We start from the raw sequence: 23,050 nt of genomic DNA, 5'->3' as shown, positions 1-23,050 counted from the left end.
CAAAAAGAATTAGTTTTGAACGTTTTTTGGTTAAAAATTATTACACTTTGCAAAATAACATATTTTCGGCATTATTTGTTGGTCAAAATTTAGTAACAATTAAAGAAGTTGATTCAACCAACACTTACCTTAAAACATTACTGTCAAATTCCAAGCCATTGCCCGAAGGTACAGCCATTATGGCAGAAAGCCAATTTGCCGGCCGGGGGCAGCAACAAAACAAATGGCATAGCCAGCCGGGCAAAAACCTAACTTTCAGCATTTTGCTAACCCCCTCATTTTTACCAGTTTTACAACAGTTTGACCTTACGCGGGTGATAAGCCTGGGGGTAATTGAAGCCCTTAATCCGCTGCTGGGCGACCGCTTAAAAATAAAATGGCCAAACGACATTTATTATGACGACCACAAACTTGGCGGTATTTTGATTGAAACACACCTGCATGGCGACAGGATAAAAGATGCCATTATTGGTATAGGCCTTAACATAAACCAGGAGCATTTTGAGGCGGGTGCCGGCAATGCCATATCTGTAAAGCAGATATTACAAAAGGATTATGATTTACGAGCTTTATTATTAGAAATTTGCGGGCATATTGAAGGATACTATCTTAAGCTTAAAGCCGGTAAATTTTTGTTTGTAAGGAACGCTTATTTAAACCGACTATACTGGTTAAACGAAGTAAGGGATTTCCGGTCAGATGGTGAAACGTTTAGGGGAACCATTGTTGGGGTGAAAGATGAAGGGCTACTGGTAGTTGAACATAATAATTTTGGCACCCGCGAGTTTAGCTTAAAACAAATTGAATTTTTAAATAAATAATACATGAAAAAGTTATTGTTAATGATGGTGGCGCTGGTTATTTGCGCCGGGGCCTATGCGCAAATTGAAACACCGGTACGCTGGGCATACGCCGCAAAAAAGCTGAACAGCAAAGAAGCCGTTGTATATTTAAAGGCAACCATACAACCGGGCTGGCACATTTATTCGCTTAATGTTGGCGATGGCGGCCCGATAGCTACTTCGTTTGTGTTTTCAAAATCGAAAGATTTTGCCCCGGTTGGCAAAACCACCGAACCAAAACCACTATCTAAATACGAGGAATCATTCAAAATGAACGTTACTTATTTTGAAAAAGAGGTTGTTTTTTCGCAAAAAGTAAGCTTAAAATCGGCAACAGCAACAGCGATTACAGGAAAACTTACTTATATGACCTGTAACGATAAAAAATGCCTTCCACCAGATGATGTAGATTTCACCATTCCTTTAGGCAAATAATTACCAGGGAATAAAAAGATGAACCTATTTAAAAAGATCAACTGGTTACCAACGTTAATAGCTGTAGTAACCATGCTTATTATATTTGGCTTAAACGCGCCAAAACCGGTTTACGCAGCGCAAAAAAGCGGCAAAGATACAGTAGCGGCTCCCGCCGATATACAATTTACCGATATACCTACCGCAGCCGATAGTATTGCCATACGTAAAAAGGCGGCAATGCAGGATGCAGAAAAACTTTCGCAACAAGCGGCAGCGGCAGCAAAACAATCGGTAGTTGCTGCCAAACAAGCGGCTCATTCAAAACCCGAGGCGCCAAAAACACTTTGGCAAATATTTATAGAGGGTCTTATTGGTGGCTTTACCGCTGTAATACTCCCTTGTATTTATCCGTTATTGCCATTAACCGTTAGCTTTTTTACTAAAAAGAGCGGCAGCCGCAGTAAAGCAATTATGCAATCCTCTATTTACGGGGTATCTATCATTGTAATATACGTAACACTTGGATTATTAATCTCTATAATTTTTGGCTCAAGCGCCCTCAATCAGCTGGCTACAAATGGCATATTCAATATGTTTTTCTTCCTGCTGCTTATTGTTTTTGGTATATCATTCCTGGGCGCATTTGAAATTACATTGCCAAGTTCACTGGCCAACAAGCTCGACGAAAATGCCGACAAGGGTGGCCTTGCAGGCATCTTTTTTATGGCATCTACCCTGGTGGTTGTTTCGTTTTCATGTACCGGGCCTATTATAGGCACACTGCTGGTAGATGCCGCCTCAAAAGGCGACAGGCTTGGGCCGGCAATGGGGATGTTTGGCTTTTCTTTAGCGCTGGCATTGCCGTTTACTATTTTTGCTTTGTTCCCCTCTGCTTTAAAAAGCTTACCGAAATCGGGCGGGTGGCTAAACAGTGTGAAGGTAGTTTTGGGCTTCCTTGAACTCGCTTTCGCCCTAAAGTTCCTATCAAATGTTGACCTGGCCTATCATTGGCATTGGTTTGACAGGGAAGTGTTTTTATCGCTTTGGATAGCCATTGGTATAATGGTAGGGCTATACTTGTTAGGCAAAATTAAATTTTCGCATGATAGCGATGCGCCATACCTCTCTATCCCGAGGGTGTTTTTATCAATAATTGTATTTGCATTCGTTGTTTATATGATCCCGGGTTTATGGGGCGCCCCGCTCAAATCTATCGGGGCCTTTTTACCACCAATAGGCACGCAGGACTTTGATCTGTCGCCAATACCGGGAGGTGCTACTTCCACAACATCAAAACAAGATGGCAAAGAGCGAAAATATGCTGCAAATTATTCGGCGCTTACGATAAGAGGTTTGGCCCCCTGGTTTGATTACGACCAGGCTTTGCAGGTTTCAAAAGAACTGCACAAACCAATACTGATTGATTTTACAGGCTTTGCCTGCGTTAACTGCCGAAACATGGAAGCCAACGTATGGTCGGACCCGGTGGTATTTAGTAAACTGCAGAACGACTTTGTTCTTTTACAACTTGTGGTAGATGATAAAGCGGCCTTAGATATTAAAGATCAGTACACATCAACTTACAGTTTTAAAAAGATAACCAATATTGGCGATAAGTGGAGCGAACTGGAGGCGAGCCGTTTCAACTCAAATTCGCAGCCATTATATGTGATGCTTGATAGCGATGGCAAGGAAATGACCGATAAAAAAGGAACTGTTTTGCCACACTATAATGCCGACTACCATATTGACCGTTACATCAAATTTTTAGATAGTGGTATAGCCGCTTATAAAAAGTGATACAGCGTTAAAAAATTAAGTGTAAATTCGCGGCAACTTTTAAAAGTTTGCCGCGTTTTTTGGTTACGGGGTTGTTTAAAAGCCACTAATTAAATTATTCAATTTTTTAAGGTAGGGCAAACAGGCCATATCAGGATAAAAAATGACGCAGATTAAAAAAATAGGACTTTATACTTCGGGCGGAGATTCGCCGGGCATGAACGCTGCCATCAGGGCGGTTGTACGTACGGCTATATATTATGGTATCGAGGTGATGGGCATTCGCCGTGGTTATGAAGGCATGACCAAGGGCGATTTTGTACCCATGAACCGCAAATCGGTTTCAAACATTATTCAACGCGGCGGTACTATACTAAAAACCGCACGCTGCGATAACTTCCGCACGCCCGAAGGCCGCCAGCAGGCATATGACCATCTTAAAAAGAATAACATTGATGCCCTTGTAGGTATTGGTGGCGATGGTACATTTACCGGGGCCAAGGTTTTTGGTGCCGAATATGATGTGCCCATCATTGGCCTGCCAGGCACTATTGATAACGATTTAATGGGTACCGATTTTACCATAGGTTATGATACTGCCATTAATACGGTTGTTGAGGCTGTAGATAAAATTCGCGACACTGCAGAATCACATGACCGCCTTTTTATAGTTGAGGTAATGGGCCGCGACTCGGGCCTGATTGCTTTACGTACAGGTATTGCCGCAGGAGCGGAAGCTATACTTATCCCCGAACATAAAGGTGGCATGGAAGGCTTATTTAACCGCCTTGAGCACGGCCGTAAAGATAAAACATCGCGTATTGTAATTGTTGCCGAAGGCGAAGAAGCCGGTGGCGCATTTGAAGTAGGGCGCCTGGTACAGGAGCGTTTTCCTAATTATGATACCCGTATATCTATATTGGGACACATCCAACGTGGTGGCGCCCCAAGCTGTATGGATAGGGTATTGGCCAGTCGGGTAGGCGCAGCCGCTGTTGAAGCATTGAGAGACGGCCACCGCAACGAGATGATTGGTATCATCCACAACGAAATTGCCTATACACCGTTTGAGCACGCCATTAAACACCATGTAGAGATTAATCCCAACCTGTTGAAACTGGTTGAGATTTTATCGATGTAATTTCTACTGAGACAGACATATTATATAGAGACACAACAATTTGTGTCTCTATATATCTAAAAACCGCAAAACCTGGTCATTGTACTAAAGCGCGTTTCTGCTTTGTATCCCTTAAAAATTCGTCAGGCTTTCTTTTTCAAACTGCTCATCAACTGATCGTACAGATCATCGCTGCCGGTTTCACGCGGTCTAAGTTTTTTAACCGTAGCCCGTTTACCTTTTGATTTTGCTTTGATAATTTTTAGCAACTCGTCATTGTATTCGTCTTTGAATTTAGATACGTCAAAATCCTCGGCATATTGGTTAATAAGGGCAAGGCCAACGTCAAGTTCTTTTTTACTTACCGTTACATCTTTGGCTATATCCAGGTCTTCGGCACTGCGTATTTCCTGCGCAAAACGAATGCGGGTAACTACCAGCGCATGATCAACCGGGTGTACAATGCACAGGCTTTCGGTACTGCGCAATACAAAGCGCGCCAGCCCCGCTTTTTTTGACTGGATGAGGGCTTTCAGCAAAAGGGCATAGGCCTTGTTACTTTTGGTATCCGGCTCGGTATAGTAGGATGTTTCGTAAAACATAGGGTTTACGTCGGCAATATCCACAAAACTTTCAATCTCAATGATTTTACTTTTTTCGGGGGCGGCATCCTCAAAATCCTGGTCCTCTACAATCACATAATCGTCATTGGCCAGTTTGTAGCCCTTCACAATTTTATCGTAGGGTACTTCCTTATGCGTTTTCTCGTTTACCCGCTGATACCTGATGCGTGAATGATCCCGGCTATCCAGCATATCCAAATCAAGCGAACTTGTTTGCACTGCCGAATACAGCTTAACCGGGATGCTAACCAATCCAAAACCAATTGAACCTTTCCAGATAGATCTCATATCAAAATATTTATCGTTTGCCTGTTATTACCATATGATGTAACCACCATAAACCCAAACGGTTTTTAAATAGTTGCCTTACAGGCATGGGTCGAAAAAAACAAAACAAATCCTCCTGGTTTTTCATTACCCCGGTATTCAAGGCCCAACAATAGTTCATTATACCTGTTACATATTAAACTATCTGCCCGTCATTACAGTCATACAAACAAAAAAATAACCATACACATTACATCATGAAGAAGCTATTCATCATTGCCACCCTGCTAACATTTACTTACGGAGCCTTTGCGCAGGCTGTTGACTTGCGCCGCAAAATAGAAGTTACCGGCACCGCCGAGCAGGAAGTTACCCCCGATATCATCAACGTTACCATATCGCTACAGGAATATATGGATGGTAAAAAACACATCCAGATCTCGGACCTGGAAGACCAGCTTGAAAAAGCTGTTAAAGATGCGGGCATACCTGCCGCTGATTTTACCGTAAACAACGTATCGGCCTGGAACAATACCTTCCAAAAAAAGAAACAGCCCGATTTTTTAGCCGGCAAACAATATGGGCTACGGATAAAAGACCTGAACAAATTTAACCAGATTGTATCTAAAATAGATCCCAAAGGCATACAGTCAACCAATATCGACAGCTACGACTATTCAAAAATAAACGAGCTGAAAAACGAACTGAAACTTAAAGCCCTGCTTTCGGCACGCGATAAGGCTTCATTTTTATTAAGCGGACTTGGCAACAAACTGGGCGATGTGCTTAATATTACCGAAAGCGATAACAGCAGCTTCCCGCAGCCGCGCCAATACAACACCATGATGTATAAAGTTGCCGATGCACCTCAATCCGACATCGACTTTAAAAAGATCAAGATCAGCCTGCAGATAAACGCGGTATTTGAGATAAAGTAGCCCCCATGCCCCCTGAAGGGGGAGCTTTTTGATTGATAAAATAAATAAAAGGCCATCCTAAGTTTTTAGGATGGCCTTTTTCATTTTTCTCCCCATGTAATGGCAACATCATATATTGTTGCCGCTTATATTTCGTCCCCCCGGTTACAAATCTGCCCTATAGTACGTTATCTTAGTATCATTAATTAACAACCATTAAACTTTACACAAATGAAAAAGCTATTTATCCTTGCCCTCCTGCTGCCGTTTACCTGCCAGGTATTTGCCCAGGCAGCCGATGCGCGTCGCACAATTGTAGTTACCGGCATGGCCGAAGCCGAAGTGACGCCCGATATTCTTAATGTGTCTATTTCGTTGCAGGAATATATGGATGGTAAAAAACATGTGTCAATTTCTACGCTCGAGGCCGAACTTGAAAATGCGGTAAAAAACGCCGGCATCCCCAAAGAAGATTTCACCATTGATGATGTTGCAGGATGGAACTATTATTACCAAAAGAAAAAGGCTCCCGATTTTATGGCCGGCAAGCAATATCGCATCCGGGTGCATAACCTGGATAAATACAACCAGATCCTTGCCGCATTAAATCCCAAAGGTGTTTCATCAACCGAGGTACAAAGCTATGAGTATTCGAAAAGGGTTGAATTAAAACGCGAACTCAAGATCAACGCCCTTATCGCCGCGCGGGATAAGGCAACATATATGCTTGATGCTTTAGGCGAGAAATTAGGCCGACCGGTTACTATCGACGAAACAGAACCAATCCCCAGCTATTTTAGCAGCCCCTCATCAATATACGCTAACAGCACTATGCGAACCAACGCTGCACCCGCCGAATCAGACATCAACTATAAAAAGATAAAGTTAAGCTTCCAGGTAAGAGCTGTGTTCGAGATAAAGTAATCTACCAGCCTTCTCAAACATTCTAACCGCTTTTCCTGTTACCCCTAAAAAAGCACAAAATTATGCAATGGTTTGGCAGGGGCGAAAGCGATAATGTAGAAGATCAGCGTGGCAGCGGCGGTGGTCGCGGTATAGCAATTGGCGGCGGAATACTGGGCCTTATTGGGGCCGTAATTTATATGTTTACGGGAATAAACCCATCGCAGCTGCTTAACCAGGGTAGCAGCGACCAGCAACAGCAAACCGAACAACAAAACCCCAATGCACCGGAAGACAACGGCAAAAAATTTGTGCGTGTAGTACTTAAGGATACCGAAGACATTTGGGGCAAACTATTTAGCGATATGGGCCGGCAGTACCAGGATCCTAAGTTGGTTTTATTTACCGATTATGTGCAATCGGCCTGCGGTAACGCCAGCTCGGCTACCGGGCCGTTTTACTGCCCCGGCGATGCCAAAGTATATATCGATTTGAGTTTTTACGACGAACTTAAAACACGTTTTGGCGCCGGCGGCGACTTTGCCAATGCCTACGTGATAGCGCACGAAGTTGGGCACCATGTGCAAAACCTGCTGGGTGTAAGTGCAAAAATGGACCAGGCCCGCAGCCGGATGAGCCAACGCGAATACAACAAACTATCGGTAAAGCTGGAGCTGCAGGCCGATTTTTATGCGGGTGTTTGGGCCCATTATGAGCAAAGCATCAACAAAGTAATTAACGAAAAAGATATAGAAGACGCCCTGAACGCCGCCAACGCCATTGGCGACGACCGTTTGCAAAAACAAAGCCAGGGACATGTGGAACCCGACAGCTTTACCCACGGCACCAGCGCCCAGCGCGTTTACTGGTTTAAAAAAGGTTATGAAACCGGCGATGTAAAACAAGGCAACACGTTTGCCGATGACAGGTACGCTTTTCTGGCTAATTAGTCACTTCGCTGCGCGGTCATTTGCTGCGCGTCATTGGTCATTAGTGTGTCGCTTACAATCTAATTGGATTGGCATTTACTATTGTTAAATATCGCGTAATACCAGTTCTGCCACTTCCTCGCCCACCAGGCTCCCCATTGCTATGCCCATGCCGTTACAGCGTACCGCGCAGAACACATGGGGCTGTATCGCTTTCACTATCGGGCTTAGTTGTTCGCCGAAACCCATGATGCCGCTCCACCAGTAATCAATCTCTGTTTTTTGATCGGGGAGGATAACTTCGGCCAAATAGGATAAGAGTTTTTCCTTAACCTCATCTGTATGCCCAAACTCCCAGGTTTCTTCGGCCTTATAATTCAGGTTGCGGCCGCCGCCAAACAGCACACGGTTATCAATGTTCCTGAAATAATAGTACCCCTCATTAAAATGATAGGTACCCTTTAGTTTTAAACCATCTATAGGTTTTGTTACCAATACCTGGCCCCTGCCGGGTACTACATCCAATTCCGGATACAACTGGCTGGCAAATGCATTTGTTGCCAGTATTACCTTACCTGCCTTAAAGGCACCCTGTGTAGTTTGCAACCTAACGCAAGCGGCCTCGTGCTCAATTGCCGATACCTGCACATTATTTAAAACCAACACCCCCAATTCATACACTTTATACAATAAAGTCCGCATCATTTTACCGGTGTCAATTTGGCCTTCAAAGCGGTTATAAATTATGCCGGCTACATTATTAAAGCCAAAATCTGCAATTTTTTCATTCGCAACTGCATAAATGTCAGTGGTACCGATAATGGGATGCAATAATTTATTCAGATGATCAACCTGATCCAAAGCTATGTCTGCAGCCTGGGCTTCATCAATCATAAACAACTCATGGCCGCCGTGTTGATGGTAATCAATATTCTTATCGCCAAGGTTTTGCCGCAGGCGCTGCAGGCCGCGCCATTTATAATCAACCAAATGCATGGCCTCTGCTTCTGATGATCGGTTTATTACTTCAATTTGCTCGCTAACTGTGCCAAAACAGGCAAAACCAGCGTTTTTAGTACTGGCACCGCTTGGTAAAAAGCCCCGCTCAAGCACCAGTACTTTAAGCAATGGCTGCTGATTTTTTAAATGCAGGGCGGCACTTAAGCCCACCAGGCCGCTGCCAATGATAATTACATCGGCGTTATCAATAAAAGAAGTTCGCTCCCAATAGGAAAACATAGTAAGTCAAAAGTAAAAATTGCGAAGCACTCTTGAACACCATAAAAAAAAATAAACACATTGTGAAAAATTGAAAAGTCAAAAATCAAAACCTATCTCTGAGGGCATTACTTTTGACATGCATGTTTGAGCGGAATGGTTTTTGAATATGTAGTTAGAAATACTTGTGAGCATACGTACACAGATTGAGCGTGTTATTACATGCCAATCATTTTTGAATTTTGACTTTTTAATTTTGACTTAACAAATGAATCACTTATCATTTATAACAGCCTATATTGGATATAACTCTGCCTGGTTCCTGATGATCCTGGTTGCCATTGTTAGCTTTATAGTACAATGGCGTTTTAAGAGTAAATTTAAGCACTACTCAGAAGTTGGGCTGCTATCCGGCCTGTCGGGCCAGGAGGTTGCGGTTAAAATGCTACGCGCTCACGGCATATTTGATGTACAGGTAATATGCGTTGAAGGCCAGCTTACGGATCACTATAACCCCGAAACCAAAACCGTTAACCTGAGCCAGGATGTTTTTTATAGCCGCAGCATTGCCGCGGCGGCAGTTGCCGCCCACGAGTGCGGCCACGCGGTACAACACGCCCAGGCTTATGCATGGCTTAGTTTCCGGTCGGCCATGGTGCCCGTTATTAATATAGCATCAACACTAACACAGTGGACATTGCTTATTGGTGTAATGCTGCTCATTTTTTCGCACAATCCATTTGTATTGGCCGTAGGTGTGGCCGCGCTGGCATTGGTTACCTTTTTTAGTTTTATAACCTTACCGGTTGAGTTTGATGCCAGCCATCGCGCATTGGTTTGGCTCAATAACAACTATAGCATTATGCAAACCACCGAAGAGCACGAACAAGCCAAAGACGCCCTTTGGTGGGCCGCCATGACCTACGTGGTAGCCGCGCTTAGCTCGCTGGCAACCCTGCTTTATTACGCATCGTTTTTGTTTAACAGGCGAAATTGAGGCGAAGCCCCCCAGCCCCCTGAAGGGGGGAGTTTTTTGAATTGCATATTTAAACCCGGCAAAAGCCGGGTTTTCTTTTATATAAACATTGGCTATCTTTATACATTCATGTTCCCCCTTCAGGGGGTTAGGGGGCTTTATTTACATTTCGGTGTAACCTAAGTAAAAGCCCTGTTGTCAGAGAGATTGTAACACATGCAAAGCAAGCTTTCAGATATCGATCTTATTGAACAAACACTGGCGGGCAACCAATCGGCGTATGCCGACCTGGTGAAGCGGCACCAGCGGTTTGTGTTTACACTTGCTTTGCGTTTTTCAAAAAACCGCGAGGATGCCGAAGAGATTGCACAGGACTGTTTTATAAAGGCGTACCGCGCGCTGGCAACATACGGCGGGCAATCGAAATTTAGTACATGGTTGTACACTATTGTGTATAATACAGCCATGACATTTTTACGAAAGAAAAGAATAGCAACCGATTCGATAGATGACGAAGCTACCTTTATACAGGTTGAAAACAACGAGTCGGCTTATGATGCCTATAACGTTGAAAATAAATCGCGGTCGTTTTATCTTAACCAGGCTATTGCGCAGTTACTGCCCGATGATGCTACCATTATAACCTTGTTTTATAAAGGCGAGCAATCACTGGAAGAAATTGCCCAAACTTTGGGGATGGAAGCCAATACGGTTAAGGTAAAACTATTCCGGGCGCGCCAGCGTTTGAAAGATAAGCTGGAGCGTAATTTAAAACACGAGGTTAAAGAACTGATATGAATACCATAGAAGAAGAACTCTGGAACTACATTGACGGCAACTGCACGCCGGCCGAGCAGGATACTATTGCCCTGCTTATTGAGCAGGATGAGGCTTACAGCAAAAAATACCAGGAACTGCTGCAGCTAAACCTGGAATTTACAGCCATGGAGCTTGACGAACCATCAATGGCATTTACCTACAACGTGATGGAAACCATCCGTACCGAAAATGCACGCCAGCCACTTAAAGCGGCCATTGATAAACGTATTATTATAGGCATTGCTGTTTTCTTTGTTTTTACCATACTGGCATTGCTGGTGTTCACTTTTGCCAACACCCATTCGCAACTTTCGGCCTTTGATGTAAATGTTAAACTGCCGGCTACAGTAAAACTGCCCAATGTCGCCAATATTTTTACCAGCCCGGTATTCAAATGGTTTATCATGTTTGATGTTGTATTGGCCTTATTTTTATCAGACAGTTATTTGCGTAGAAAAAAACCGACAAAACAGGCCTAAAGTGTTTACCATGTAGTACGCAAAAGCTTACAATTAACTAACACCGCCTTTTTTTTAATTGATATTTATTTTTTTACCTCCATTTTTAACTCGTATAGGCACATAATACCAACTTGCTAAAAAAATTTACGAAGTTTTAATTTTTGGTATAGTAATTGTATAGGTATGTATGAACTGGTAATCCTTACCGGTTTAATTGTGATAAGGTTTAGGTTGAAAGTCGCCCGACGCAAGGTCTGGGCGGCTTTTATTTTTTACGGGGATTTCGTCATCGTGAAAAATATCAGCCTGAAAACCAAAGCAAATTCTTAATTTTCGCAAGCAAACTATTTCATCAGCCTTACCGTATAACCCGAACACAATAATAGCTACCTCCCTTTGATAGCTATGCCAATTGTATACTACATGATAAATCGTTTTGAAACAAATACCGGGGCCAATTTTAATTTCGAACGTTTTTTCGAGTTATCGGCTGATCTTTTCTGCATTGCCGGCTACGATGGCTACTTTAAAAGAATTAACGCGGCGGTTTCAAAAACTTTGGGATACACCAACGAAGAGCTTTTTTCGAGCCCCATAAACTCTTTTGTACACCCGGACGACCAACTTATAACCGAAAGAAAACGCGACAACATCAGGCACGATGTGCCGCTTTTAAATTTCGAAAACCGCTATATAACCAAAAGCGGAGAAGTGGTTTGGCTGGCCTGGACATCGATGCCTGTTGATAGTGAACAGCTTGTTTTTGCAATTGCCAAAAACATTACCCACAAAAAAAAGCAGGAGGCTGAACGTAACAACCTGATAACCAACCTCACGCAAATAAACGACGACCTGAAACAGCTTACCTATACCACATCGCATGACCTGCGTTCGCCGGTAAGTAACCTGCTGTCGGTTTTTAATTTTATTGATATTTCAAAAATACAGGACCCCGAAACCATTGAGTTTATTGGTATGCTTCGCTCGGCTTCAGAGAGCCTGAAAGAAACGCTTAATAACTATGTAGACGTTTTGAGTCAGAAAGACAGCCTGAATATCCACCGGGAAGACATCAACGTTAACGACACCTTAAATACGGTTCTGCATTCAGTTGGCTCCCTGATACATGAATCCGGTGTTACCATCAACCTTAACTTTGCCGGCGATTGTATTATTAATTTCAACAAATCGTACCTCGAAAGTGTATTTTTAAACCTGATCACCAATTCCATAAAATACGCCCGACCCGAAATTGCCCCGGTTATCGATATCAGCTTTAGGGTTCATAAAGGATTAAAGCAGATATTGTTTGCCGATAACGGTTTAGGCTTTGACATGGACCGCGTGAAGGATAAAATATTCGGATTTCACCAAACGTTCCATCATCATCACGATAGTAAAGGCATCGGACTATATTTGGTTTATAACCATATTACCAGCCTGGGCGGACAGATTGCCATCGAAAGCAAACCTAACCAGGGGGCTACCTTTATCATATCGTTTAAAGATTGATTTAGCCGGGCAGGGAAACGCTGACGCGGTATTAAGTCAATAGTACTAAGCCTTGAGTCGAAAGTTGAATTTATTTTGTTTTGACTTAGAACTTAAGCCCTTCGACTAAAGACTATTCATTACATAATGTAGTTATTGCTGTCAAAACCATTCAAAAAATAAAAACAATCAGCAATTACAGGCATTATATCATGGGTAATAAAAACCTTACATTAATTAAACATTGATATTACATACCTTTGCGGCTCGATCCTGACTGGGGTATTGACTATAATAAAATAACAGCATGTACGATATTTGTTGCGTTGGGCATATAACGTTAGATAAGGTGGTAACACCACGTGTAACTGCCCACATGGCCGGTGGCACCTCTTTTTACTTTTCAAATGCTATCCGCAATATGGATGTTAGCTACACGCTGGTAACAACACTTGCCGAAAGCGAAATGGTTGTTGTTGAAAAACTGCGCGCCAAGGGCATTCACGTAAATGCCTGCGCCTGTGGCCTTTCTGTTTATTTTGAAAATATTTACTCCGAAAACCAGGACCACCGCACCCAGCGTGTGTTGCAAAAAGCCAACCCTTTTACTGTTGAGCAATTACAGGAAATTGACGCTCAAATTTTTCACTTAGGTCCGCTGCTTGCCGATGATATGCCTGTCGAGCTGATTAAGGAACTAAACAGCCGTGGCAAAGTATCGTTGGATGTACAGGGCTACCTGCGCAAGGTTGAAGATAAAAACGTTGTGGCCATAGATTGGGCCGATAAACGCGAAGCCTTGCAATACATCGATATCCTGAAAGCCAACGAACACGAAACCGAAGTACTTACCGGCAGTAAAGACATTCACGAGGGCGCCCGCATTTTGGCCGACTGGGGTGTTAAAGAAGTTGTACTTACCCTGGGCAGTATGGGATCTGTAATTTATACCGGTGGCGTTTTTTACAATATCCCTGCCTACAAACCATCTGCCGTTGTAGATGCTACTGGTTGCGGCGATACTTATATGGCCGGCTACCTTTACCAGCGCATAAAAGGCGCATCTTTTCAGCAGGCTGGTGAGTTTGCCGCAGCAATGGCAAGTTTTAAAATTGAATCATCCGGTCCGTTTACAGGCACCGAGGATGATGTTTTAAACCTGATTACCCGTGGCGAAAAAACTTACGCCTACTAACAATGTGTCTGCAGCGCTATGTTTGCCAAAAACGGTGCAGCGGTCTTGATACTAAATACTTGATACTGTTTCTAATAAGCTTTAGCCATCCAGCTTTGTAACAATATTACGGCCGATATAGTATCTACCAGCTCTTTATTTTGCCGGCCTTTTTTATTCATGCCGCTTTGGGCAATGGTGGCCGATGCCATTTTGGAGGTAAAACGCTCATCCAGCATTTCGATAGGGATGTCGGGGAAAGTTTTTTTAAGCAGCCCCACAAAACCTTTAACATGTATGGCCGATTGCGATGGGGTATTATCCATCTGCTTGGGCTCGCCCACAATAAACCGCTCCACCTGCTCGGTTTTTAAATAAGTTTTCAGGTAATCAACAATATACATCGGGTGCACGGTATCCAGCCCCGTAGCTATAATCTGCAAAGGATCAGTAACCGCTATACCAATGCGCTTGGTACCGTAATCGAAAGCCATTACCCGAGCCATATTAGTTATGAGTATTAAGTTATGAGTTACAAAAGTAAAAGTATCGTTGGGTTTATCACATTAAATTAAAACGTTAACTCAAAACTCACTACTTAAAACTAAAATCACTATTTTGCACCAAATGCAGTTTAAGGAAATAGTTGGACAAGCGGCAACAAAGCAAAGGTTGCTTAACTCGGTGGCAGAGAACCGGGTAAGTCATGCGCAATTGTTTTTAGGCCCCGAAGGCTCGGGCAGCCTGGCGCTTGCCGTGGCCTATGCCCAGTACCTGAGCTGCGAAGATAAGCAGCCCGATGACTCCTGTGGCGTATGCTCATCATGCCGCAAGTACAACAAACTGATGCACCCCGACCTCCATTTTTCGTACCCTTTCTTCGCCAAACATAAGGACGATACCGCTCTTACGTTTATTGAGCAGTGGCGCGAGGCTTTTGGTGCTAACCCATATTTAAACCTGGATGCCTGGCGCGGCTACCTGGACGCCGAAAACAAACAGGCTAATATTAATATAGCCGAGTGCCACCAGATTATTAAAAAGCTCAGCTTTAAACCATTTGAATCTGCCTACAAGATCCTGATTCTTTGGTTACCCGAATATCTGGATAAAGAGGGCAATGCCTTGCTTAAAATCATCGAAGAACCGCAGCCCAATACGTTGTTTATATTGGTGGCCCAAAACCAGGACCAGATACTGAATACCATCCTGAGCCGTACGCAGCTCATTAAAATACCCTGCCTGCATTCGGCAGAAGTAAAGGAATACCTTATAGCCGAGCACCACCAAACCGAAGATGCCGCGGGCGAAATTGCCTACCTTACCAATGGTAACTTAACCGAGGCGCTTACCATGCTGCAACAGGATACCAAAAGCTACCACGAACTTTTTGTGCAATGGCTGCGCCTGTGTTTCAGCAATAGGGGGATGGAGGTTTTAACTTTTGTTGATAGCTTTGCCAAAATGGGGCGCGAAAACCAAAAGAATTTTTTACGCTACGGCATCAGCTTTATCCGCGAGTGCTGCCTGCTGATGGCCGGTGCCGGCAACCTGGTGCACCTGCCTGCAAAAGAGCTGGAAACCGCCCAAAAAATGACCAACGTCCTTGATATTAACAAGGCTCAATATATAAGTACCGAGCTTGAAAAAGCGCATTACCACGTAGAGAGAAATGCAAATCCTAAAATTTTATTTTTAGATGTATCTTTACAGATTATAAAAATATTAAATTTAAAAACCATCCCCTCGGGGAGTCAATATATACCAAGTTAATTATGGGATGTGGAAGTTGCTCAACAGGGGGCGGATGCTCACCTGCGGGCTGCAAAAGTAATGGCTCATGCCTTACCAACGGTTGCAGCAAATTAGATGTTTACGATTGGCTATCCCACATGGATATGCCAACAAATTATAAACCTTTTCATGTTATCGAAGTAAAATTTAAAGGCTCGCGCAAGGAATTTTACCTGAATAACGATAATATTTACCTGGAAGCAGGCGATCTGGTTGCCGTGGAAGCTACCACCGGCGGCTATGATATTGGCCACGTATCTATCACCGGCGAACTGGTGCGCATGCAAATGACCAAGCGCCATGTAAAAGAGGCCGATGTGGTTAAAAAAATCTATCGCCGTGCTACCGTTGCCGATGTGGATAAATGGAAAATGGCCAAGGACCTGGAATGGGAAACCATGCACAAATCGCGCAAGCTGGCCCTTGATTTAAACCTGAACATGAAGCTGAGCGACGTGGATTACCAGGGCGATAAAACCAAAGCAACTTTTTATTACACCGCCGAAGGCCGTGTGGATTTCAGGGAGCTGATCAAAAAAATGGCCGAAACCTTTCGCATCCGTATCGAGATGCGCCAGATAGGTATGCGCCAGGAAGCAAGCCGTTTAGGCGGTATTGGTTCCTGCGGTCGCGAGCTTTGCTGCTCAACCTGGTTAACCGATTTTAAAACAGTATCTACCTCGGCAGCCCGTTACCAAAACCTGTCGTTAAATACCCTGAAGCTGGCAGGCCAGTGTGGTAAGCTTAAGTGCTGTTTAAATTACGAGCTGGATACCTACATGGATGCGCTAAAGCACATCCCCGATAATGTAAACGTGCTTAAAACCGAGAAAGGCGATGCCCGTTTGCAAAAAACCGACATATTTAAAAAGATCATGTGGTTTAGCTACCCGCGCGAAGAAGCGTGGATACCGATGCCCATAGCCAAGGTTAAAGAAATTCAGCAGCAAAACCGTGAAGGTATTATACCTGCCGACCTGGGCGAGCTGGAGATGGAGGAAACCGAGGTAATAAAAGCGCTTGACTACGAAAACGTAGTTGGCCAAGACAGCCTTACCCGTTTAGACGACCGTAACCGCGCCAAAAATCAAAAGAAAAACAACAATAATAAAAACCGTAACCAGCAGCAAAAACCTGGCGGTGCCGAAGGCAGGCCTGCAAACCAGCCCCGCCCGCAAGGTGCAGCCCCGGTAGCCGAGCGCCCCGCCGGTGCCCCTGAAGGTAACCGGCCGCCAAAGAGTAACAGGCCGCAGCAGCAAGGCAACAAGCCGCCTCAAAACCAGGGCAACCGTACACCACAGCAACAGGGGCAAAAACCCCAGCAGCAGCATGGCCCGCAACAAGGGCCAAGGCCACAACAGCAACACGGTCCGCAACAGGGCCCAAAGCCACAGCAACAAGGTAACCGCCCGCCGCAGGAAGGCGGCAGCAGGCCCGAAGGTGGCGGCAACAACAGGCGCCACAGGCCAAACCGCCCCAATAATCAAAACCGGAATAACAATAACCCGCCACAGGATAATACGCCCCAATAAAATGAAACGGTTTATCAAAATACTTTACCCGGCTGTATGTGTACTAATCACCATGCTGTTGGGTAGCTGTACCGATCCTGGCGCAATTGTAGATACCAACACACAAATTGCCGATCATAACTGGTCGTACGTAAACCGGGCTAAGTTTGATTGTAAGATAGATGACGAAAAAGCGGCCTACAACCTGTACTTTAACCTGCGGGTAACCGATGCCTACAAATACTCCAACCTGTTTATACTTATCCATCAAAAAAGCCCCAACGGCTACATTAAAACCACCCGTTACGAATTGAAACTGGCCAGTAAAGATGGCGAGTGGCTGGGCAAAGGATCGGGTAATTTATATAGCTACCAGGTCCCTTTTCAAAGCGGTTTTAAATTCCCGGTTAAGGGCATTTACCATTTTGAGATTGAACAAAACATGCGCGACAATCCCCTGCACGAAGTGAGTGATGTGGGGATACGGGTAGAGAAGGCGAAGTAATTGCCAGCCAGGCTTCCGTTAATTAATGACACAATTGGTAAATATCGAACAATGAAGATATTGGTGTTCAATATCCAACATCAGGAAAGTCGCGTTTAGCCTTTTTCATCTACAAACGGTTAACTTTTACAAAATAATACACTTTTAAGCTAACTTGTAGAGCAATGTCATTAAGTTAACGTGAGTTCGATATAAGCCGCTAACATCAACTGATTAACAAAATATGCTTAGTTATTGATATTCAATTAATTGAATAATTAAATATCGCTCGAGATTTTCTTAATCTTATCCCGAACACACGTTATTTAACGAGATCTTTGCTTTTATTTGTATCAAAACCCTTATCACATGACGTTAGCATTTTTAAATATTGGTGTGCCTGAACTTTTAATAGTTTTAGTTTTTGGTTTCTTTTTGCTTATAGCAATAGGCAACTATGGTCGAAATACTGCCCTGGGTTATTGGGGTTCGGTTTTGCTTGCCATTTTTACTACACCTTTGATAGCGTTCTTGGTGATATTAGTATTGCGGCGCAAAAAGAAATAATTTAAGGATTTTCTCCCCCGGCGGGGAAAGGCTTTGTAGTGAAAAAAATCAAAATGGAGCTCAGTGCCAGAGGTACGGAACGTTAGGCGGCGTACCTCTGGCACGCAAAAACGTTATTTCATTTATGCTACAAAGCTTTTGCTCCTCTGGAGCATCCTGTCAATTACTTGACTTAAAGCAATTCCCTGGATCCACATTCATTATTTTGATGTTACTGGCACCCCTGTTCGCCCTTTCCTTACTTACAATTGACTATGGAACTATATAACCCACGCCAAATACCGTATGCGTATAGGCCTGGCCGTTTGTATCCTGCAGCACTACTTTATCATCGTTGTAAATGGTATAAGAGATGGTGTTGGAAACATCAGACAGCAGGCTAAATGAAAGGAAGCCTGTTGATTGCAATTGCTCGGAATAAGTGTATGTCGTTCCTTTGGCCACAGCCAACGAATTTGCCACTAATTTTTCTGGGGCACCAGCGGTGGCAGAGGTTGTTACCGTTAAATTAAAGTCGGCGCTGCCGCTTATGGTAATTTTAACAGTATGCAGTGCCGGCGTAACAGCATCATTCTTTTTTGAGCAGGAAGCAGTCAAAATGCAAAGGATGGAAATCACTATCAGTTTTAATTGCTTCATCAGTTATTTGCGGGTTTAAAATTAGATGAACCTTGTTGAATATATACTACTCATTAACACCCATCACATCAGGGTTTCTCAAAATACTCCAGCCTTAGTTCCTCCCCGTCAAATACCGCGTAGGTATTAAAATTAACCCATTCGCCCAGGTTAATATAACGGCTTTCGGGCGTCAGTTGTATATCTAAAGGCAGGTGGCGATGGCCGAAGATGAGGTAATTATAAAAATTTGATTGCAACTCTTCCCTGCAAAAAGTAACCAGCCATTCCTGCACGTGAGCTTCGGGGCCTTCCTTTTTTGAACTGGCTATGCGGCTGTTGGTCGACCAGTAATTGGCTATGCCAACACCAAAATTGGGATGTAAACGCGCAAACAGCCATTGGCAAAATCCGCTGCGAAAAAAGTTTTTCAGCAGCTTGTAAAAATTATCACCAGGCCCAAGCCCATCGCCATGATGCAGGAAGAATTTTTTGCCGCCGCGCTCTATTTTTAATTCGTTGCTGATGATGGTGGCACCAAGTTCTTTTTCAAAGTAATCAAACATCCACATATCGTGGTTGCCTTTAAACAGGTAAAGCTTTACGCCGGCATCCGTAAGTTCGGCCAGTTTGCCCAAAAAACGGATGTATCCTTTAGGGATAACGGTTTTGTATTCAAACCAAAAGTCAAACACATCACCCATTAAAAAAAGTTCGGCAGCATCGGCTTTTATGGTATCCAGCCAGCGTATTATCCTCGCCTCACGATCTCGGCTATTGGTGAATGCGCCGGCGCCCAAATGAAAATCAGAAGCAAAATAAAGTTTGTTACGGGGTGGCATAGATGGCAAAAATACAGTTATTGGATGAAAGGAAAAAATGGGGAATTTGGCGAGGGAATGTGGAGTTCCGATGTCGGAATGCTGAAACCGATGGCTCATGCCGAAACCATCGGTTTGAACGCCGGTCACTACTCACCCCGGCTACGCCATGCTGGCCGACCCTCTCTCCGGTTGCGCCGCAAAGAGAGTTAAAATATATTTTTCCTTTTCGTTTTCGAGCCCCCTCAATGCGACGCAGTCGGAGAGAGGGGTGACGCCCCGATATTTATCGGGGTCGTCGGGGTAAGTCGTCGCCGCCGTGCGATTAAGCTAACACCTTTATGATTACTAAAAATATTAACCTAAATTTGCTAATATTTTTATCAAAATGAATTCAGAGATACTGATTATTACCTCGGTTGTTATACTGCTGATAGCCGTTTTGCTGTTTATTAAAAAGCCAAAAGCCGTTGATTTGATATCGGCAGACGATTTAAACCGGCTGCGCTCAGAGAGCGATCAGCTTAAGATTGCTTTGGCCAGGGCCGAAGAAAAAGCCAGCGGCCTGGCTGGCGAAAAAGAAAACATTACCCAGTTTTTAAAGGACGAGAAAAACCGGTTGCTGGATGAGCTATTGTATGAACGTACCCAGTTGGCCGCTGCCAATAAATCGTTGGAGAATGCGCGCGCGTACTATACCTCGCAGCAGGAAAAAATGCAGGAGCAAAAGGTGGAGATAGAACAAATTCGCAAGCAGTTTCAGCAGGAGTTTGAAAACGTGGCCGAAAAACTGCTGAAAGAAAAATCAAAAGAGTTTATTGATGTAAACCGCAACAATCTTGACCAGATTTTAAATCCGCTTAAAGAAAACCTGAAAGCTTTTGAAGATAAGGTAGAGAAAGTTTACAACATGGAAGCCGCCGAGCGCAATACCCTGAAAGGCGTGATAACCCAGCTGATGGACCTGAACAAACAGATAAGCGACGAGGCACAGAATTTGACCCGGGCACTTAAGGGCGACAACAAAAAACAAGGCAACTGGGGCGAGGTGATTCTTGAACGGGTGTTGGAGCGGTCGGGCCTGGTTAAGGACCAGGAATACCGCATACAGGCTGCCATGCAGGCCAACGACGGCACCCGCTATCAGCCCGATGTAATTATCGACCTGCCGGATGAAAAGCACCTGGTTATTGACTCAAAGGTTTCGCTGATAGCTTACGAAAGGCTGATAAGCGCCGAAACCGAAGAAGACCGTAAGTTATTTGCCAAAGCGCATGTAGAATCGATTAAAAACCACATTGGCGGTTTATCTGCCAAAAAATATCACGATCTGTATAAAATAAACTCGCCCGATTTTGTGTTGCTTTTTGTGCCTATAGAATCGTCGTTCAGCATAGCCGTACAGCTGGATGGCGAGCTGTTTAACTACGCCTGGGATAAAAAAGTGGTGATAGTAAGCCCATCTACCCTGCTGGCTACCCTGCGCACCATTGCCAGTATGTGGAAACAGGAGCGCCAAAACCGTAACGTATTGGAGATAGCTCGCCTTAGCGGCGATATGTATGATAAATTTGTTGGCTTTTTAGGCGATATGGATAATATTGGCAAAAACATTACCTATACCCAAAATGCTTATAACAGCGCCGTAAATAAACTATCAGACGGCCGCGGAAACCTGACCACCACAGCAGAAAAAATCAAAAAACTAGGCGCAAAAGCCGATAAACAAATTGACAATAAGTATTTGGGAGAAGAGAGCTGAAGGCCGAAGGCTTAAAGCAGAAAGCAAAAAACTGAAAGCGAAAGGCGTGAAGCTGAAAACTTATAAAAGTATTAGCCTGTTTAGTTAAGATTTTGGGCTTTCTGCTTTGAGCTTTCCGCTTTAAGGTAAAAATCCACCCCGTAACAGAAGGTGGATTTTTTGATGTATATATATTGAAACTTTGCCCGTAACCGGGAAACTTAGTTGGTCATTTTAGCGATATTGAAGCTTTCGAAAGCCATTTTTTGATTGTACTCGTTGGCAATGCCCTTATAATTAATCAGGTCGACGATGGTACCGATAAAGCAAAAGCCTGCGGTAAAAAAGTATACAATGCCCATTCCAATCTGGTCGGTCAGGAAGCGCTGAATACCTGATACACCCAGGAAACCCGCAAGTGTGGCCAGCAAAATATCCTGGGGGTTGCGGCGTTTGCTGGCGTAAACACCCATAAAATAACGTTGTTGATTTTCGGTTAAAGCGGCGGTGGCCTGTTGTACAAAAGAAAATTCTTCGGGAGTCATTCCGTCGAACATCATATATGAATTTGGGTAAGTGCTCATTTTAGTAATGGTTAATTTTGTGTTTGTTTTGATGATATAAAGGTACATCGGCACATAACAAACACCTACGGGATATAGGTTAGCAGGGCTAACAAGTCGGTGAAACCGTGGGTTTTAGCGGTGAAAAGTTTATCGTTGGATAAAGCCTTGATAGCTTGAGCGGAAGAGATTTAGGCGAATTAGTATGTATATTCTGTGAAATATCACCAGCACCGCCGGTATACCTAACCAATGGGCATGAAATGAATTGGGAATTTGCCCGTGAAACAGGTAGATGATGGAGTGCCCCAAACCGCAGCCGGGGCACCAGTTTATGCCCATGAGTTTTAAAGGGCACAATGTAAAATGTGATGTGGCCTGCGGCGAAGTAAACGCCAGGCACAGCATGGCGGTAATCCAGAAAATGAGTTCAAAATAGTTGCGAAATAGCCGTTTAATCAACCTTGTTTGATTTATTGGTAAACAGTAAAGATACTGCAAACGCCAATAAAACGCCAACTAACAAAGCACCGAAAATGCGGCCCGAAAAATCGCGCAACGTATTTGCAGATGATATATAACTAAAATATAATATGCTTGCAAAAACGGTTACAATTCCGCCGGCAATTAAAATTTTAAAGCTTTGTATCAGCGCCTCTAAAAAACCCATCTGCCCCTTGCATTCGTTTTGCCTATAACTGTAAATGCCAATAAGCAACCCTATGGCTGGTATAATAAACGAAAAGTATTCAAGCGTGGCTACTTTGTCGCTGGTGGGTACAATGCCCGAACTGTGCATCACAAACATCCAGATTCCACTTAATACACCAATAATAACGCCCCAAATAATTGCATTCTTCATAATAATAACATTTTGGTTTTTAAAATCAGGTTCAGCTCCGGGGGAAATAATACCCTAATTTATCATTAAAAAGTAAATAAGCCACCATATTGTTTGCATTGTTTTATAGTATTTATAGCTGTTTATTTAAAAAGGCTTTTTTGCGTACATTTG

The 23,050-nt window shown here is 43.7% G+C and carries 26 protein-coding genes; 18 read left to right on the top strand and 8 right to left on the bottom strand.

Translation table 11 applies throughout. From position 1 onward, the window contains the following. The first annotated feature begins 47 nt into the window (after window positions 1-47). The 4 genes from AC1DU2_RS02880 to pfkA all read left to right on the top strand — a co-directional run bounded on the left by AC1DU2_RS02880 (window position 48) and on the right by pfkA (window position 4,179). Window positions 48-821 carry a biotin--[acetyl-CoA-carboxylase] ligase gene (locus AC1DU2_RS02880; protein ID WP_477382674.1) on the top strand — a complete coding sequence of 258 codons (774 nt, stop codon included), beginning with the start codon at window positions 48-50 and terminating at the stop codon, window positions 819-821. Window positions 822-824: 3 nt separating this feature from the next. Continuing rightward, window positions 825-1,277, top strand: a complete 453-nt coding sequence (locus AC1DU2_RS02875; RefSeq protein WP_477382673.1) for a protein-disulfide reductase DsbD domain-containing protein — start codon at window positions 825-827, stop codon at window positions 1,275-1,277. Window positions 1,278-1,295: 18 nt separating this feature from the next. Beyond that, complete coding sequence (locus AC1DU2_RS02870; RefSeq protein WP_477382672.1) at window positions 1,296-3,059, top strand: protein-disulfide reductase DsbD family protein; 1,764 nt, start codon at window positions 1,296-1,298, stop codon at window positions 3,057-3,059. 142 nt (window positions 3,060-3,201) lie between these two features. After that, complete coding sequence (gene pfkA / locus AC1DU2_RS02865; protein ID WP_477364312.1) at window positions 3,202-4,179, top strand: 6-phosphofructokinase; 978 nt, start codon at window positions 3,202-3,204, stop codon at window positions 4,177-4,179. A 122-nt stretch (window positions 4,180-4,301) separates the two neighbouring features. Here the strand turns inward: pfkA and ku are convergent, their stop codons facing one another. Then, a complete protein-coding gene (gene ku / locus AC1DU2_RS02860) occupies window positions 4,302-5,069 on the bottom strand; it encodes a non-homologous end joining protein Ku (RefSeq protein ID WP_477382671.1) in 768 nt (255 codons plus the stop codon). Window positions 5,070-5,305: 236 nt separating this feature from the next. Between ku and AC1DU2_RS02855 the strand changes: the two genes are divergently transcribed. The 3 genes from AC1DU2_RS02855 (at window position 5,306) to ypfJ (ending at window position 7,818) form a co-directional block, all read left to right on the top strand. Beyond that, a complete protein-coding gene (locus AC1DU2_RS02855; protein WP_477382669.1) occupies window positions 5,306-5,986 on the top strand; it encodes an SIMPL domain-containing protein in 681 nt (226 codons plus the stop codon). A gap of 210 nt (window positions 5,987-6,196) precedes the next feature. Beyond that, window positions 6,197-6,889: an SIMPL domain-containing protein gene (locus AC1DU2_RS02850; RefSeq protein WP_477364323.1), complete on the top strand. Its 693-nt coding sequence runs from the start codon at window positions 6,197-6,199 to the stop codon at window positions 6,887-6,889. A 62-nt stretch (window positions 6,890-6,951) separates the two neighbouring features. Next, on the top strand, window positions 6,952-7,818 hold the full coding sequence (gene ypfJ / locus AC1DU2_RS02845) for a KPN_02809 family neutral zinc metallopeptidase (RefSeq protein ID WP_477364327.1): 867 nt from the start codon (window positions 6,952-6,954) through the stop codon (window positions 7,816-7,818). An 84-nt stretch (window positions 7,819-7,902) separates the two neighbouring features. Here ypfJ and AC1DU2_RS02840 read toward each other — a convergent pair whose 3' ends face one another. Beyond that, window positions 7,903-9,036, bottom strand: coding sequence for an NAD(P)/FAD-dependent oxidoreductase (locus tag AC1DU2_RS02840; RefSeq protein WP_477382667.1), 1,134 nt, complete (start codon window positions 9,034-9,036; stop codon window positions 7,903-7,905). A gap of 247 nt (window positions 9,037-9,283) precedes the next feature. On the opposite strand from AC1DU2_RS02840, the gene AC1DU2_RS02835 reads away from it, so the two are divergent. From AC1DU2_RS02835 to AC1DU2_RS02815, 5 genes are all read left to right on the top strand, one after another. Continuing rightward, complete coding sequence (locus AC1DU2_RS02835) at window positions 9,284-10,012, top strand: zinc metallopeptidase (protein WP_477382665.1); 729 nt, start codon at window positions 9,284-9,286, stop codon at window positions 10,010-10,012. Window positions 10,013-10,207: 195 nt separating this feature from the next. Next, entirely contained in the window at window positions 10,208-10,789 is a 582-nt protein-coding gene (locus AC1DU2_RS02830; protein ID WP_477382663.1) for an RNA polymerase sigma factor, read from the top strand. Then, the gene (locus tag AC1DU2_RS02825) at window positions 10,786-11,289 is read left to right on the top strand and encodes an anti-sigma factor (RefSeq protein ID WP_477364339.1); all 504 of its coding nucleotides are present in this window, start codon (window positions 10,786-10,788) and stop codon (window positions 11,287-11,289) included. Before AC1DU2_RS02830 ends, AC1DU2_RS02825 begins: the two co-directional genes overlap by 4 nt. Before the next feature lie 405 nt (window positions 11,290-11,694). Then, a complete protein-coding gene (locus AC1DU2_RS02820) occupies window positions 11,695-12,783 on the top strand; it encodes a sensor histidine kinase (RefSeq protein ID WP_477382661.1) in 1,089 nt (362 codons plus the stop codon). Between the two features lie 286 nt (window positions 12,784-13,069). Next, complete coding sequence (locus AC1DU2_RS02815) at window positions 13,070-13,957, top strand: PfkB family carbohydrate kinase (RefSeq protein ID WP_477364345.1); 888 nt, start codon at window positions 13,070-13,072, stop codon at window positions 13,955-13,957. 71 nt (window positions 13,958-14,028) lie between these two features. On the opposite strand, the gene ruvX is transcribed toward AC1DU2_RS02815, so the two are convergent. Then, complete coding sequence (gene ruvX / locus AC1DU2_RS02810) at window positions 14,029-14,442, bottom strand: Holliday junction resolvase RuvX (protein ID WP_477364348.1); 414 nt, start codon at window positions 14,440-14,442, stop codon at window positions 14,029-14,031. Between the two features lie 121 nt (window positions 14,443-14,563). Here ruvX and AC1DU2_RS02805 point away from each other — a divergent pair, with 121 nt between their 5' ends. From AC1DU2_RS02805 to AC1DU2_RS02790, 4 genes are all read left to right on the top strand, one after another. After that, window positions 14,564-15,709 (top strand): DNA polymerase III subunit, encoded by a 1,146-nt coding sequence (locus AC1DU2_RS02805; RefSeq protein WP_477382660.1) that lies wholly within the window; start codon window positions 14,564-14,566, stop codon window positions 15,707-15,709. Window positions 15,710-15,711: 2 nt separating this feature from the next. After that, the gene (locus AC1DU2_RS02800; RefSeq protein WP_477366244.1) at window positions 15,712-17,262 is read left to right on the top strand and encodes a PSP1 domain-containing protein; all 1,551 of its coding nucleotides are present in this window, start codon (window positions 15,712-15,714) and stop codon (window positions 17,260-17,262) included. Window position 17,263: 1 nt separating this feature from the next. Further along, complete coding sequence (locus AC1DU2_RS02795) at window positions 17,264-17,746, top strand: gliding motility lipoprotein GldH (protein ID WP_477366241.1); 483 nt, start codon at window positions 17,264-17,266, stop codon at window positions 17,744-17,746. A 348-nt stretch (window positions 17,747-18,094) separates the two neighbouring features. Beyond that, window positions 18,095-18,292, top strand: a complete 198-nt coding sequence (locus AC1DU2_RS02790) for a hypothetical protein (protein ID WP_477366238.1) — start codon at window positions 18,095-18,097, stop codon at window positions 18,290-18,292. A 252-nt stretch (window positions 18,293-18,544) separates the two neighbouring features. Here the strand turns inward: AC1DU2_RS02790 and AC1DU2_RS02785 are convergent, their stop codons facing one another. Further along, entirely contained in the window at window positions 18,545-18,931 is a 387-nt protein-coding gene (locus AC1DU2_RS02785) for a hypothetical protein (RefSeq protein ID WP_477382659.1), read from the bottom strand. A 68-nt stretch (window positions 18,932-18,999) separates the two neighbouring features. Next, window positions 19,000-19,752, bottom strand: coding sequence for a UDP-2,3-diacylglucosamine diphosphatase (locus tag AC1DU2_RS02780; protein ID WP_477366231.1), 753 nt, complete (start codon window positions 19,750-19,752; stop codon window positions 19,000-19,002). A 367-nt stretch (window positions 19,753-20,119) separates the two neighbouring features. On the opposite strand from AC1DU2_RS02780, the gene AC1DU2_RS02775 reads away from it, so the two are divergent. After that, on the top strand, window positions 20,120-21,493 hold the full coding sequence (locus AC1DU2_RS02775) for a DNA recombination protein RmuC (protein ID WP_477382657.1): 1,374 nt from the start codon (window positions 20,120-20,122) through the stop codon (window positions 21,491-21,493). Window positions 21,494-21,693: 200 nt separating this feature from the next. On the opposite strand, the gene AC1DU2_RS02770 is transcribed toward AC1DU2_RS02775, so the two are convergent. Together AC1DU2_RS02770 and AC1DU2_RS02765 are read right to left on the bottom strand one after the other, a co-directional pair. After that, a complete protein-coding gene (locus AC1DU2_RS02770) occupies window positions 21,694-22,056 on the bottom strand; it encodes a TM2 domain-containing protein (RefSeq protein WP_225976501.1) in 363 nt (120 codons plus the stop codon). A 129-nt stretch (window positions 22,057-22,185) separates the two neighbouring features. Beyond that, window positions 22,186-22,377 (bottom strand): DUF2752 domain-containing protein, encoded by a 192-nt coding sequence (locus AC1DU2_RS02765; RefSeq protein WP_477382755.1) that lies wholly within the window; start codon window positions 22,375-22,377, stop codon window positions 22,186-22,188. On the opposite strand from AC1DU2_RS02765, the gene AC1DU2_RS02760 reads away from it, so the two are divergent. Beyond that, on the top strand, window positions 22,331-22,474 hold the full coding sequence (locus AC1DU2_RS02760; RefSeq protein ID WP_477366262.1) for a hypothetical protein: 144 nt from the start codon (window positions 22,331-22,333) through the stop codon (window positions 22,472-22,474). The genes AC1DU2_RS02765 and AC1DU2_RS02760 overlap by 47 nt on opposite strands. Before the next feature lie 15 nt (window positions 22,475-22,489). Here the strand turns inward: AC1DU2_RS02760 and AC1DU2_RS02755 are convergent, their stop codons facing one another. Beyond that, entirely contained in the window at window positions 22,490-22,897 is a 408-nt protein-coding gene (locus AC1DU2_RS02755) for a DUF4199 domain-containing protein (RefSeq protein WP_477382656.1), read from the bottom strand. Between the last annotated feature and the right edge of the window lie 153 nt (window positions 22,898-23,050).

This window comes from Mucilaginibacter sp. P4_C11, from assembly GCF_056402115.1.
This window is presented reverse-complemented; position numbering and strand designations above follow the sequence as displayed.

What these genes read in the sequence shown, in the direction of transcription:
- pfkA (WP_477364312.1), top strand. Translation starts at nt 3,202, where the DNA reads ATGACGCAGATTAAAAAAATAGGACTTTATACTTCGGGCGGAGATTCG.
- AC1DU2_RS02835 (WP_477382665.1), top strand. Translation starts at nt 9,284, where the DNA reads ATGAATCACTTATCATTTATAACAGCCTATATTGGATATAACTCTGCC.
- AC1DU2_RS02855 (WP_477382669.1), top strand. Translation starts at nt 5,306, where the DNA reads ATGAAGAAGCTATTCATCATTGCCACCCTGCTAACATTTACTTACGGA.
- AC1DU2_RS02785 (WP_477382659.1), bottom strand. Translation starts at nt 18,931, where the DNA reads ATGAAGCAATTAAAACTGATAGTGATTTCCATCCTTTGCATTTTGACT.
- AC1DU2_RS02795 (WP_477366241.1), top strand. Translation starts at nt 17,264, where the DNA reads ATGAAACGGTTTATCAAAATACTTTACCCGGCTGTATGTGTACTAATC.
- ruvX (WP_477364348.1), bottom strand. Translation starts at nt 14,442, where the DNA reads ATGGCTCGGGTAATGGCTTTCGATTACGGTACCAAGCGCATTGGTATA.
- AC1DU2_RS02840 (WP_477382667.1), bottom strand. Translation starts at nt 9,036, where the DNA reads ATGTTTTCCTATTGGGAGCGAACTTCTTTTATTGATAACGCCGATGTA.
- AC1DU2_RS02790 (WP_477366238.1), top strand. Translation starts at nt 18,095, where the DNA reads ATGACGTTAGCATTTTTAAATATTGGTGTGCCTGAACTTTTAATAGTT.
- AC1DU2_RS02765 (WP_477382755.1), bottom strand. Translation starts at nt 22,377, where the DNA reads ATGGGCATAAACTGGTGCCCCGGCTGCGGTTTGGGGCACTCCATCATC.
- AC1DU2_RS02815 (WP_477364345.1), top strand. Translation starts at nt 13,070, where the DNA reads ATGTACGATATTTGTTGCGTTGGGCATATAACGTTAGATAAGGTGGTA.
- AC1DU2_RS02870 (WP_477382672.1), top strand. Translation starts at nt 1,296, where the DNA reads ATGAACCTATTTAAAAAGATCAACTGGTTACCAACGTTAATAGCTGTA.
- AC1DU2_RS02760 (WP_477366262.1), top strand. Translation starts at nt 22,331, where the DNA reads ATGATGGAGTGCCCCAAACCGCAGCCGGGGCACCAGTTTATGCCCATG.
- AC1DU2_RS02875 (WP_477382673.1), top strand. Translation starts at nt 825, where the DNA reads ATGAAAAAGTTATTGTTAATGATGGTGGCGCTGGTTATTTGCGCCGGG.
- AC1DU2_RS02780 (WP_477366231.1), bottom strand. Translation starts at nt 19,752, where the DNA reads ATGCCACCCCGTAACAAACTTTATTTTGCTTCTGATTTTCATTTGGGC.
- AC1DU2_RS02830 (WP_477382663.1), top strand. Translation starts at nt 10,208, where the DNA reads ATGCAAAGCAAGCTTTCAGATATCGATCTTATTGAACAAACACTGGCG.
- ku (WP_477382671.1), bottom strand. Translation starts at nt 5,069, where the DNA reads ATGAGATCTATCTGGAAAGGTTCAATTGGTTTTGGATTGGTTAGCATC.
- AC1DU2_RS02800 (WP_477366244.1), top strand. Translation starts at nt 15,712, where the DNA reads ATGGGATGTGGAAGTTGCTCAACAGGGGGCGGATGCTCACCTGCGGGC.
- AC1DU2_RS02755 (WP_477382656.1), bottom strand. Translation starts at nt 22,897, where the DNA reads ATGAAGAATGCAATTATTTGGGGCGTTATTATTGGTGTATTAAGTGGA.
- AC1DU2_RS02775 (WP_477382657.1), top strand. Translation starts at nt 20,120, where the DNA reads ATGAATTCAGAGATACTGATTATTACCTCGGTTGTTATACTGCTGATA.
- AC1DU2_RS02820 (WP_477382661.1), top strand. Translation starts at nt 11,695, where the DNA reads ATGATAAATCGTTTTGAAACAAATACCGGGGCCAATTTTAATTTCGAA.
- AC1DU2_RS02850 (WP_477364323.1), top strand. Translation starts at nt 6,197, where the DNA reads ATGAAAAAGCTATTTATCCTTGCCCTCCTGCTGCCGTTTACCTGCCAG.
- ypfJ (WP_477364327.1), top strand. Translation starts at nt 6,952, where the DNA reads ATGCAATGGTTTGGCAGGGGCGAAAGCGATAATGTAGAAGATCAGCGT.
- AC1DU2_RS02805 (WP_477382660.1), top strand. Translation starts at nt 14,564, where the DNA reads ATGCAGTTTAAGGAAATAGTTGGACAAGCGGCAACAAAGCAAAGGTTG.
- AC1DU2_RS02825 (WP_477364339.1), top strand. Translation starts at nt 10,786, where the DNA reads ATGAATACCATAGAAGAAGAACTCTGGAACTACATTGACGGCAACTGC.
- AC1DU2_RS02770 (WP_225976501.1), bottom strand. Translation starts at nt 22,056, where the DNA reads ATGAGCACTTACCCAAATTCATATATGATGTTCGACGGAATGACTCCC.